10 protein-coding genes are annotated in these 11,242 nt (G+C 64.5%); 8 read left to right on the top strand and 2 right to left on the bottom strand.

Annotated features, from left to right (window positions below):
• Window positions 1–711: 711 nt before the first annotated feature.
• Together AC5JCN_RS14845 and AC5JCN_RS14840 are read right to left on the bottom strand one after the other, a co-directional pair.
• Window positions 712–1,083: a nuclear transport factor 2 family protein gene (locus AC5JCN_RS14845; protein ID WP_495755844.1), complete on the bottom strand. Its 372-nt coding sequence runs from the start codon at window positions 1,081–1,083 to the stop codon at window positions 712–714.
• Window positions 1,084–1,301: 218 nt separating this feature from the next.
• Entirely contained in the window at window positions 1,302–2,825 is a 1,524-nt protein-coding gene (locus AC5JCN_RS14840; RefSeq protein ID WP_495755843.1) for a winged helix-turn-helix domain-containing protein, read from the bottom strand.
• A gap of 269 nt (window positions 2,826–3,094) precedes the next feature.
• Here AC5JCN_RS14840 and AC5JCN_RS14835 point away from each other — a divergent pair, with 269 nt between their 5' ends.
• From AC5JCN_RS14835 to urtE, 8 genes are all read left to right on the top strand, one after another.
• Complete coding sequence (locus AC5JCN_RS14835) at window positions 3,095–3,724, top strand: gamma-glutamylcyclotransferase (RefSeq protein ID WP_495755842.1); 630 nt, start codon at window positions 3,095–3,097, stop codon at window positions 3,722–3,724.
• Window positions 3,725–4,280: 556 nt separating this feature from the next.
• Window positions 4,281–5,444 carry a transporter substrate-binding domain-containing protein gene (locus AC5JCN_RS14830; protein WP_495755841.1) on the top strand — a complete coding sequence of 388 codons (1,164 nt, stop codon included), beginning with the start codon at window positions 4,281–4,283 and terminating at the stop codon, window positions 5,442–5,444.
• 12 nt (window positions 5,445–5,456) lie between these two features.
• Window positions 5,457–6,065 (top strand): ANTAR domain-containing response regulator, encoded by a 609-nt coding sequence (locus AC5JCN_RS14825; RefSeq protein ID WP_495755857.1) that lies wholly within the window; start codon window positions 5,457–5,459, stop codon window positions 6,063–6,065.
• 314 nt (window positions 6,066–6,379) lie between these two features.
• Entirely contained in the window at window positions 6,380–7,633 is a 1,254-nt protein-coding gene (locus tag AC5JCN_RS14820) for an ABC transporter substrate-binding protein (protein ID WP_495755840.1), read from the top strand.
• Window positions 7,634–7,692: 59 nt separating this feature from the next.
• Window positions 7,693–8,586 carry an urea ABC transporter permease subunit UrtB gene (gene urtB / locus AC5JCN_RS14815; protein ID WP_495755839.1) on the top strand — a complete coding sequence of 298 codons (894 nt, stop codon included), beginning with the start codon at window positions 7,693–7,695 and terminating at the stop codon, window positions 8,584–8,586.
• Window positions 8,587–8,589: 3 nt separating this feature from the next.
• Complete coding sequence (urtC, locus tag AC5JCN_RS14810) at window positions 8,590–9,738, top strand: urea ABC transporter permease subunit UrtC (RefSeq protein WP_495755838.1); 1,149 nt, start codon at window positions 8,590–8,592, stop codon at window positions 9,736–9,738.
• 9 nt (window positions 9,739–9,747) lie between these two features.
• The gene (gene urtD / locus AC5JCN_RS14805) at window positions 9,748–10,494 is read left to right on the top strand and encodes an urea ABC transporter ATP-binding protein UrtD (RefSeq protein WP_495755837.1); all 747 of its coding nucleotides are present in this window, start codon (window positions 9,748–9,750) and stop codon (window positions 10,492–10,494) included.
• Window positions 10,494–11,189, top strand: coding sequence for an urea ABC transporter ATP-binding subunit UrtE (gene urtE, locus AC5JCN_RS14800; RefSeq protein ID WP_495755836.1), 696 nt, complete (start codon window positions 10,494–10,496; stop codon window positions 11,187–11,189). Before urtD ends, urtE begins: the two co-directional genes overlap by 1 nt.
• The last annotated feature ends 53 nt before the right edge of the window (window positions 11,190–11,242 follow it).

The following is an 11,242-nucleotide window of genomic DNA, read 5'->3' as shown; positions in this document are numbered from 1 at the left end:
CTCGTCAGGCTCATAACCTGAAGGTCACAGGTTCAAATCCTGTCCCCGCAACCACATACTAAGCCCGCCAGTCCAACAGGACGGCGGGCTTTTTGATTCTGGAGCCCGCCGCGGAAACCATCGCCGCGACCTCGCAGACAAGCTCGAGTTCGAACCCGCCGCCCTCGCGGGGGTGCACCACCGCGCGCTCGATGAGCCCGCGCAGAATCCCGAGCGCCTCGGCGCCCGTCTCCTCCCGCTCCAGGGCCTGATAAAGCGCGGCGGCGCGCTCAGGGTAGAGCTCTGCCAGGTTGGGATGCAGCCGGACAGGGGAGGGCGGGGGCGCGGAAAGCTTGCGCGCAAGATCCGCTTTCTCCTGCTCCAGGGCGTCGAGGCGGGCCGGCAGGCCGGCGGAACGCAGGCCGCTGGCGATGGCGCGCGTCGAGGCGCCGTTGGCGAGGCATCGCGTTGCTGGTCGGATGAATACCGCGCGTAGATCGCAGCGCGGAGGGAGGAAGGGGAGGCCAGCATGGACGCAGGATGCCGCGGACAGCGCGGGAACGGAAGGGGAACGCCGGGTCAGGCATGGCCAGCATGGACCGCAGTTGACCCGAAAGAGGCGTTCACAATGGCTGCTTCGCACCGGCGGAAGGGTCCCAGGCGCGCAGCGAAGGCCGCGCGCCGGGACAGCTCTCGCATGCCCCCGATGGAAGGGAGAGAGGCACGGCACTGTCAAGGATGGAGGTAGAACACCTTGCTCACCACCTGCCAACGCCCATCGAACTTGAGCAGGTTGAAGAACCCGGTGAAGCGGTGACCGGTCCAGTTGTCCTCGTCGAGACGGACGTTGGCGCAGGTGCCCACGACATCGATGGAGCTCAGGCGGACTTGGATGTCTTTTGCGGGGCCGTTCTGGTCGTTCCAGTCGAACAGGCCCTGGATTGGGCCGCCGAAAAGGTCGGAGCCGACGTAGCCATAGATGGTCGCACCATCGTGGAAGGTCGGCTTCATCGCGGCCCCGCTCCCGGTGCGTGCCCCTTCGATGTAGGGCTTGAGGGTTGCGGTGATGGCATCGACTTCGTTGACGTAGGTGAGCTCGGTCATTGGAACGTCCTCTATTGGATTGCAGCGAGGTCCCTGCCTCGCCGGCGGCCGTCCTCTGAAACGCCGCAGGACGTGGGTACCAAGGGATCGAGTGGCCGTACTTAAGGGATCCAAATTCTTCCAAAGGCGCCCAGTGCAGCAGCAAAGCTACCCTTACGCAGCCGCGCACTAGGACTACGGGCTCGTTCTGACCGGTGGGTTGGTGCCCCCCGGAGAGCCTATCCGGGGAGGCCGACAGCACGCAGGGAGTGTAGATCGGCAGCGAGAGAGGTCTGGTCCTGGCGGAACTGCGTTTCCAGCCATGCCGCGATCCGGAAGTCGGGAAGAGCTGCAAGGAGCTTGGCGGCCCAGGCGTTTGCCACTGCGAGGTCGCCGCGCTGGTGGTGGATCGCGATCAGGTCCGTCACCCCTCGGCCGGCATTGACTGCCTGGTAGTTCGTGAAGGCGGCGATTGCCTCAGGGATGAGCCCCGCCTGGCGATAAGCTAGACCCATGTGGCCCCAGTAGAAGGGAGGAAACATCGGACAGAGCCGGATAGCTCGCTCGATCTGCACGACCGCCTCTTTGCCGAAGCCGGCGTTGGCCAGGACGAAGGCGGCGAAGGCGGCCACATCGGCTGATTGGGGACCGAGCTCAATGGACCGTCGCGTGGCCTGCACTGCGTCCCGATAGCGACGCTGCAGGAGAAGCAGAAGGCTCTGGACCATGTGGGCGTCAGCGCTTTCACCGTCGAGGGAGAGGGCCTGCTCCACTTGGGCGCTGCCCTTGTGCAGCGCCGTTTCCCTGTCGTTCCAGAACCCAAATCGTGCATCGAGGTAGTACAGCATGCTCAGCATGGCCGGGATCGATGCAGATGCCGGATCGAGCGCCCTGGCCTTCTGCCAAGCCATCAAGGCCGGGGTCATTCCCTCGCGCGACAGCACTGCCCGCCGATAGCACGAGAGTCCCCGCACCCAGTACGTCCATGCCTCGATGGATCGGACGGACGAGTATCGCAAGCGGGCTTGCTCACCCTCGGTGAGTTGCACCTGCAGTTCCGTGACCAGCACGTGCGTCAGTTCGTCCTGAAGAGCGAAGATGTCGCCCATGGGTCTGTCGTAGCGTTCGCCCCAGATTTGAGCGCCCGTTCCGGCGTCAACAAGCCGGAATGAGACGCGCACGCGGTCCGCGTTGTTGCGGACACTGCCTTCGAGCACATGGCCGACGGCCAAATCGCGGCCGACCTGCCGGACATCCACGACGCGTCCCTTGTACGCAAAGCTTGAAGCCCTCGCGATGACCGCCAGCCCTGACACCTTGGAGAGCGTCGTGATGATGTCCTCGACCAGGCCGTCGCCGAACACGTCCTGTTCGGGATCTCCACTCAGGTTGACGAGCGGCAGCACCACGAGCGATGGCGTCGTTGGTCGCGGCACCACCTCTTGGGGGTCAGGCGCACTTGTTTGCGCCACCTCCGCGGGCGCAACAAACCTGTAGCCACGGCCCGGAACGGTGGACAGGCACTCCGGGCCCAGCGCCTTTCGCAGTGCGGCCACGTGTACGGAGAGGTTAGCCTCTTCAACTGCGATGCCAGGCCAGACCTGATCGAGCAGTTCGTCCTTGCCTACCACGCGGTCGCGATGCTGTACGAGGTGGGTGAGCAGGTCGAAGGCCCGCGAACCCACGCGGATTGTTTCACCCCGGAAGGTCAGGCGGCGCTCGTTGACGCGCAGTTCGAACTCGCCAATCCGGACATTCTGCAAGCGACGAGCTCCGTTGGTGCTTGGGATTGCTTCCTCAGAAGGGTGGTCCGCTGGCCAACTGCGCCAGAACGATCCGGGCCTCGTCCACGATTTCTTTGAAGAAGGTGTTCGCCATGCGTGGCTCCCGGGAGGACCCGCATCGGCATTAAGCCGCGGCGAAGGCTCGGCAGCAAGGTCCACGGCAGGTTAGGATGTCATGGCTGGAGGGCGCCGTGGATCTAACGCCTGAACTCGTAGCTCTCTGCGAGAGAAAAGAGCCGGACCGTGGGATGGACCCGCGGCTGACCCCGATAACGCCGGCGCATGTCGAGGCCGTCACCAGCAGGCTTCTCGCGACAGGCCCCGGCGGACCGCTTTGGCTATTCGCCTATGGCTCGCTGATCTGGAACAGGCCGATTGATGTCGCCGAGCAGCAGGAGGGAGTGGCCGTGGGATGGCACCGTTCGTTCTGCCTGGAGATGCCATGGTGGCGAGGGTCACCGGAGCAGCCCGGCCTGATGATGGCGCTGGACACTGGCGGGCGTTGTCGTGGAATTGTCTATCGATTGGAAGATGGCAACCCTCAAGATTTAATAAGATGCCTCGTCCGCCGCGAGATCGATGCGCTTGAAGACATGGGAATGGCACGGTGGATCACGGTCACAACGTCCCGAAAATCTGTGCGGGCACTCGCGTTCTATGCTGCACCAAGAGGACTCTACGCTGTTCGCGGTCTGCCGCTTGAGACGGTAGCCTGGACGCTGGCGAGAGCCTGCGGCCCGGCAGGGTCCAGTGCCGCATACCTGTACAACACAGTGCTGCACCTGGAACAACACGGCATTCGCGACAAAAATCTGTGGAGGTTGCAGCAGCTTGTTGCCGCTGAGATCCGGAAGATTCACCTCGACAGGCGAGGCTAATGGCGGCAACTGGACTGAACGCGAATAGCTGACACTGAACAGACGTCAACAGGGTGTGCTTCAGCATCAGACGAATGGTTCTCGGACGAGTGGGCCATTTTATGAATCGGGCGCGTGCATGCGCTCAAGCCGCAGAGCCAGTTCTACGCCCTCGCGCAAGTGCTCCAGGTCCCTCACATGCTCGCATTCTATGCTATTCGCAGCGCCGAGCGGATCAAAGATTAAGTCTGAAACTCTCATGCGGCGAATATGTGTGGCTGCTTCGAGCTGCCTGCCCCCATGGCCGCCGCGGCAGCCTGCCTCAAGAGGTAAGAGGCTCTCGCCAGCGGTAGGCGAACCCCAAACATCGACCGACCCACCGTATCGCTTGGCAGCGTACAAGGCAGCAGCGCGATTGAAGTGAAACCAGTCCGGATGAAGGCGATTCAGGCGAATTGCTCGATCGATCGACATTAAGCCCTTCTCTGGCCAGCCTCGTATCGCATTCAGGTACCCGAACTGGACTAGGGTACGAGATTTGCATCGACGCCGCAGCCGCTCTGGCGCTCGCAGCTTCATGGAATCGATGTCCTCACAAACCTGGCGCATCGGCGTCCTCTTTTCGAAAACCGGTGTGACCGCCGGCATCGAGCGGACGCAACTGAACGCAACTCTTCTTGCCATCGACGAGATCAACGCCGCAGGTGGCGTCCTCGGCCGGCCGATCGAGCCGATCGCCTATGATCCGGCCTCAAACCCGAAAACCGCCCGTGCGCTGGCTGAGCGGCTTTTGAGCCTCGACAAGGTCCGCCTTGTCTTCGGCTGCTACATGTCGAGCACACGCAAGGCGGTGTTGCCCGTCGTGGAGGCGATGCGCGGGCTTCTTTTCTACCCGACGCTCTACGAGGGTTTCGAGTACTCCCCGAATTGCATCTACACGGGCGCCGCCCCGAACCAGAACTCGATCCAGCTCGCCAAGTACCTGCTACGCTTCCACGGCAGGCGCTTCCTGATGGTGGGCTCGAACTACATCTATCCCTACGAATCAAACCGCATCATGTCGGACTTCGTCACGCAGTCGCGGGGCGAGGTGGTGGACGAGCTCTATGTGCCACTGGAGGCTCGGGCCGCCGACTTCGACAAGGTGCTCCGCCGTATCGAGAAACACCGACCTGACGTCATCTTCTCCACGGTGGTCGGCCAGTCGACGGGCACCTTCTATACGGTTTACCGCGAGGCGGGCTTCGACCCCTCGACCATGCCGATCGCGAGCCTCACCACGTCGGAGGCCGAGGTCGCGGAGATGCCGCCGGGTGTGGCGGAGGGCCACATCACGGCCGCGCCCTTCTTCGAAGTCCTCGCCACCCCGGCGGCGCGACGCTTCGTTGCGGCCTTCAAGGCGCGCTGGGGAGCGGGCTCGCCCGTCACGGCCGGCGCGGAAGCTGCCTATTTCCAGGTCTTCCTCGCCGCTGCCGCACTGGGCCGCTCGGGCACGGATGATCCCGAGCGCCTCGGCCCCGCCCTGCGGGACGCTGAGTTCGACGCGCCGCAGGGCCGAGTGCGGGTCGACCCCGAGAACAACCACACGTTCCTGTGGCCACGGGTCGGGCGGATCGACGCTGCCGGGCAGTTCCAGATCGTCTGGAACCCGGGCGTGAGGGTAAAGCCTGATCCCTACTGCGTCGTGCAGCGGCTGGACGACTGGTCGGCCGAGGGCATCGCGCCGGATGACGGGCGATAGGGGCGCATGGCGATGGCTCTCCAGGTTCTCAAGGATCTGCGTGGCCTGAAGGTGCAGGTCATTCACCCGTCCGATGCGGAAGGGGTGAGCCTCATCGAGCATCTCAAGCGCATCGGTTGCGCGGTCGAGGCGGTGTGGCCGATCCCTGACGGCTTTGCCCCGGGCGCAGACATCGTCATGCTTGCGATCGAGCATGACTGCCGCGAAAAGACGCAGCGTCTGCTCAAGACCGCGGGCGAGCTGGCGCCGACTCTCATTGCCATCGTCGGCTACGAGGACCCGACCACGCTGCAGCTCGTGCTGGAATCCGGCGCGCTGGCGGTTATCGAGCGGCCGATCAGGCCCTTCGGCCTGCTCACCAACCTCACCATCGCCCGCAGCCTGTGGCTGGAGCGCGAGAGCGCGCGAAAGCGCATGCGCAAGCTGGAGAGGAAGGTGTCGGGTATGCAGAAAGTGCAGCGCGCCAAGGAAATTCTGATGTCTAATCATGGCATTAGCGAGAGCGTCGCCTACCAGACGCTCAGGGAGCAGGCGATGGCGAAGCGGGTGCCCATGGAAGAGATGGCGAACGCCATCATCAACGCAAACGAGCTCTTGAGCTTCCGTATGAAATGTGATTAGTATCTCCACGTAGCGAGAGCGGGGCCGACAGTCTCGTTTGCTATTTCCCTGCCCCACCAGTGACGTTGGGGCGGACAGGCTGAGCAGCCCGGTAGGTTCCACGCGAACCTGTCGGGCTTTTTTCGTTCTCACGCCCTTCGCCGGGACAGGGTTGTCGCGGCGAATACATCCAGAGATGACGTGCGAGCCCGCCGGTTCGCCGAATAGTTGAACTTTGCTTGCGCTGGCAGATCGGCCTTGTCGATCGCGGCGGCCGAGGGTCCGTGCCTTCGCAAATGATGCCTGCAGGAACGATGCCAGAGAGGGGAGCATCCATGACGATCGACCGCAGAACATTCCTCAAGACGAGCGCGCTCGGCGCGAGCGCCATCGTCACGCCGACCTTTTTCACGCGCACCGCCCAGGCGGCCGACACGATCGACGTGGGTGTGCTGTTCTCCCTGACGGGCGGCCTCTCCATCGTCGAGAAGTCGCTCTCCGACGCCACCCTGATGGCGATTTCGGAGATCAACGCCAAGGGCGGCGTGCTCGGCAAGCAGATCAAGCCGATCCTGGAGGACGGCGCCTCCGACCCGAAGACCTACAACGAGAAGGCGTCCAAGCTCGTCGTGCAGAACCGCCTGCCGACGGTGTTCGGCTCCTACACGTCCGCCAGCCGCAAGGCCGTGCTTCCCGTCTTCGAGAAGCGCAACAGCATGTACTTCTACCCGACCTATTACGAAGGGTACGAGTGCTCGAAGAACGTCGTCTATACGGGCTCGGTGCCGAACCAGCAGCTCTCGAATTTCATTCCCTGGATCATCAAGACGCTGGGCAAGAAGAAGTTCTTCATCGTCGGGTCCAACTACATCTACCCGCGCGAGATGGCGAAGGTCTGCAAGATCCTGATCGAGCAGAACGGGGCCGAGTGGGTGGCCGACGAGTACCTCGAGCTCGGTCACTCCGAGTGGGGCGCCATGGTCAACAAGATCAAGTCGTCCGGCTGCGACGTGGTGCTGTCCAACGTCGTCGGCGACTCTGTCGTCGCCTTCTACCGCGAGTTCAAGAACCAGGGCCTGACCCACGACAAGCTGCCGATTTGCGCCACAGTGACCTCGGAAATCGAGATCGCCGCCATGGGCGCCGAATACGCCGTCGGCAGCTTCACCTCCTTCCCCTACTTCCAGGCCATCGACACCGACATCAACAAGGCCTTCGTCGAGCGCTACCGCGCCTATGTGAAGGATCCGAAGGCGGTGACTCACCACGCGCTCGAGTCCTCTTACTTCCAGGTCTATCTCTGGGCGCAGGCGGTGGAGAAGGCCAAGCAGGTCACTCCCGACGCGATCCGCGAGGCGGTGCGCGGGCAGGAGTTCGACGCCCCCAACGGCCATGTGAAGATCGAGCCCAACAATCTGCACACCTGGCTGACGCCGCGCATCGCGCAGTGGCAGGCGGACGGTCAGGGCAAGATCGTCGACGCCTACAAGGCGCCGATCTTCCCGCTGCCCTACGCGGCCTATGGCGAAACGGAGACGAACCTCTTCTGTACGCCAAAGGGTCTCGATTCCAGCAAGCTCAAGGGCTGACCAGACGAAACGCGGCCGTCGCCCGGAGCGGCGGCCGCACCTTCGCGGCGGGCTACTCCATGATCGACACGCTGTTCATCGGGCTGAGCCTCGGCTCGATCCTTCTCCTCGTCGCGCTCGGTCTCGCCATCACCTACGGGGCGATGGGCGTCATCAATATGGCGCACGGCGAGATGGTCATGCTCGGCGCCTATGTGACCGTGTTGTGCGGGATCTGGCTGAACCTCGGCATCCTCGCCGCCATCCCGCTCGCCTTTATCGTCTCCGCCGCCATGGGTCTGCTCATCGAGCGCGTGGTGGTCCGCCGGCTCTACGGGCGGCTCCTCGACACGTTGCTCGCGACCTGGGGCGTCGCGATCCTCATCCAGCAGGCGGTGCGCCTGGAACTCGGCCTGTCCTTTTTCGGCATCCGCATCCAGGGCCTCGGCCCGGGCCTGCAAAAGGTCGACGTGCCCGAATGGCTCACCGGCACGGTCATGCTCGGCGGGGTCGAGATCCCCGTGTTCCGCTCCTTCATCATCGGCGTTACCGCCGCGCTGACTATCCTCACCTGGTTCCTGATGTACCGCACCACCATCGGGATGCAGGTGCGCGCCATCATGCGCAACCCGAAGATGGCGGCCGCGTGCGGCATCGACGTGCAGCGCGTCAACGCCCTCACCTTCGCCTACGGCTCGGGCCTCGCGGGCGTCGCCGGCGTCATGATGTCGGGCTTCAAGACCGTGTTCCCCGCCATGGGCACGTCGCTCGTCGTCGACGGCTTCCTCGTCGTTGTGGTCGGCGGCGTCGGCAGCCTCGTGGGATCGGTCCTCTCCGCCGCCGTTCTCGGGCAGATCAACGGCGCGGTCGCCGTGGTCACCAACGACATCCTCGCCCGTGCTGTCGTCTTCGGCGTCGTCATCCTGATCATCGTGATCAGGCCGCAGGGCCTGTTCTCCTACAAGGGGCGCTGAGCGATGACGAAGCGCCGTCTCGACTACGCGGCCTACGCGGCCTTCATCATCGTCATCATGTTCGCGCCGCTGGTGCTGGACGTCTTCTGGCTGAACCGGATCGCCAAGTACCTCGTCTTCGGCATGGTCGGCGTCGCGGTGGCGCTGTCCTGGGGCTATGCGGGCATCCTCAACCTCGGGCAGGGCCTCTTCTTCGGTCTCGGCGCCTACATGCTCGCCATGTCGCTCAAGCTCGCCAGCGCGACCAGCCTGCAGCAGGGCTCCGACAAGCCGGTTCCGGACTTCATGCTGTGGAACGCCGAGCCCGGCGCCAAGACCGACCTGTGCTGCATCAACAAGGCGTCCTTCCTCTGGATCCCGTTCCAGTCGCAGGGCTTCGGCATCGCCATGGGGATCCTCTTTCCCGTTGTCGTCGCCGCGCTGCTCGGCATGATCGTCTTCCGCAAGCGCATCGCCGGCGTCTTCGTGTCGATCATCACGCTGGCGCTTGTGCTGCTGGTGCGGCTGCTGATCATCGATGCGCAGCCGGTGACGAACGGCTTCAACGGTCTCACCGACCTCGGCTGGCTGACGATCGGCGGCTTCGAGTTCGACCCCTACGTGGTGCCGACCTACTACCTCGTCGCCATCACGCTCTCGCTCGTCCTGATCGGCACGCGTGTCCTGGTGGAGACAAGGGCGGGCCTGATCCTGCAGGCCATCCGCGACGACCAGAACCGGGTCCGCTATCTCGGCTTCGACGTCCCGCTTTACCAGATCTTCTTCTTCACCGTGTCGGCCGCCATCGCGGGGCTGGCCGGCATGCTCTACGTCGTCGTTTCCGAGTTCGCCTCGCCGACCTTCATGGACCTCGCCTTCTCCATCACCATGGTGGTGTGGGCGGCGGTCGGCGGCCGCAACTCGCTGCTGGGTGCCTGCATCGGCGCCATCCTCATCAACATCATCGAGGCAACGGTCTCCGAGACCGAGGGGCTGGTCGAGGCCTGGAAGGCCATCATCGGCCTGATCTTCATCCTCGTCGTCCTTTACCTGCCGCGCGGCCTCGCCGGCTTCGCGAGCGACGTGGCCGACCGGATCCTGGAGAAGGCCGGCCGCTCCAAGCCCACCAGCTTCACACCGGCTCGGGTCGAACCCGCGCCCGGCGCGGAATAGGAGGCGGCCATGGTGGCAGCGCTGACCGTGGACGGCATCGGCGTTAGCTTCTCCGGCTTCAAGGCCGTGGACGGCGTCTCGATGATCGTCGAGGAGGGCGAACTGCGTGTCCTGCTGGGCGCCAACGGCGCCGGCAAGACCACGCTGATGGACCTCATCTCCGGCAAGACGAGGAGCACGCAGGGGCGCGTCTTCGTCTACGACACCGACATCACCAACAGGGAAGAGCACGTCATCGCCCGCGCCGGGATCGGGCGGAAGTTCCAGATCCCCAGCGTGTTCCGGGACCTCACCGTCCGCCGCAACCTGGAGGTGGCGAGCTGCCGCGACGTGCGCGTGCTGCACAATCTCGGCCTCGGCTTCTCCCGCGAGTCGCGCCGCCGCGTCGACGAGGTGCTGGACCTCGTTGGTCTCACAGACAGCACCGAGACCGTCGCCGCCAATCTCAGCCACGGTCAGACGCAGTGGCTCGAGCTCGGTATCCTCATGGTGCAGAACCCGAAGGTACTGCTGCTGGACGAGCCGACGGCCGGCATGACGCAGGGCGAGACCCGCAAGACGGCCGCCATCATCAACGCGCTCAAGGGCAAGCACACAATCGTCGTCGTCGAGCACGACATGGCCTTCGTCCGCGAGATCGCCGAGCGGATCACGGTCATGCATCTGGGACAGGTGCTGGCGGAGGGCGGCATCGCGGAGATCGAGAACGATCCGCGGGTGCGCGAGGCCTATCTCGGCTCGGGGGGTATCCACTGATGCTAAACCTCTCCGGCGTCGACAGCTTCTACGGCCGCAGCCACGTGCTGCACGGGGTGTCGCTCGATATCCCCGAGCGCGAGATCACCGCCGTGCTCGGCCGCAACGGCACGGGCAAGACGACCCTCCTCAAGACGCTGATGGGGCTCACCGACCGCATGGCCGGCGTCATCCGGCTGGACGGCGAGGACCTCGGCACCCAGCCGACCTATCGCCGTGCCCGCGCCGGTATCGCCTATGTGCCGCAGGGCCGCGAGATCATCCCGGACTTCACCATCCGCGAGAACATCCTGATGGGGGCCTTCGCGGACCCGCAGCGCCGCCTCGCCATTCCCGAGCTGGTGCAGTCACTGTTCCCCTACCTGATGGCGAACCTCGACAGGCCCGGCGGAGTGCTCTCGGGCGGCCAACAGCAGCAGCTCGCCATTGCCCGGGCGCTGGCCGCGCGGCCGAGCGTGCTGCTGCTCGATGAACCGAACGAAGGCATCCAGCCCAACATCGTGGAGGAGATCGAGAACATCATCCTGCGCCTCAACCGCGAGGAGGGCCTCACGGTCGTCCTCGTCGAGCAGAACGTTCAGTTCGCACGCCGCGCTGCCCAGCGCTTCGCCATGATGGAGAAGGGCCAGGTGGTCGCCGCCGGCCCGATCTCAGACCTCACTGACGAGCTCGTTCACCGCCACATGGCGCTGTGACCGTGCCCGCGAACCTGCGGACGGGCGACGCCCCGCCCGCCACACAGCAGTAG

It is taken from the genome of Alsobacter sp. (assembly GCF_059501845.1).
Note: the sequence above shows the minus strand (reverse complement) of the source record. Positions and strands in the feature narration are given on the sequence as shown.

Excerpts from the sequence above, each read along its gene's own strand:
- AC5JCN_RS14835 (WP_495755842.1), top strand. The coding sequence starts at position 3,095 with ATGGACCCGCGGCTGACCCCGATAACGCCGGCGCATGTCGAGGCCGTC.
- AC5JCN_RS14820 (WP_495755840.1), top strand. The coding sequence starts at position 6,380 with ATGACGATCGACCGCAGAACATTCCTCAAGACGAGCGCGCTCGGCGCG.
- urtB (WP_495755839.1), top strand. The coding sequence starts at position 7,693 with ATGATCGACACGCTGTTCATCGGGCTGAGCCTCGGCTCGATCCTTCTC.
- AC5JCN_RS14825 (WP_495755857.1), top strand. The coding sequence starts at position 5,457 with ATGGCTCTCCAGGTTCTCAAGGATCTGCGTGGCCTGAAGGTGCAGGTC.
- urtC (WP_495755838.1), top strand. The coding sequence starts at position 8,590 with ATGACGAAGCGCCGTCTCGACTACGCGGCCTACGCGGCCTTCATCATC.
- urtE (WP_495755836.1), top strand. The coding sequence starts at position 10,494 with ATGCTAAACCTCTCCGGCGTCGACAGCTTCTACGGCCGCAGCCACGTG.
- AC5JCN_RS14830 (WP_495755841.1), top strand. The coding sequence starts at position 4,281 with ATGGAATCGATGTCCTCACAAACCTGGCGCATCGGCGTCCTCTTTTCG.
- urtD (WP_495755837.1), top strand. The coding sequence starts at position 9,748 with ATGGTGGCAGCGCTGACCGTGGACGGCATCGGCGTTAGCTTCTCCGGC.
- AC5JCN_RS14845 (WP_495755844.1), bottom strand. The coding sequence starts at position 1,083 with ATGACCGAGCTCACCTACGTCAACGAAGTCGATGCCATCACCGCAACC.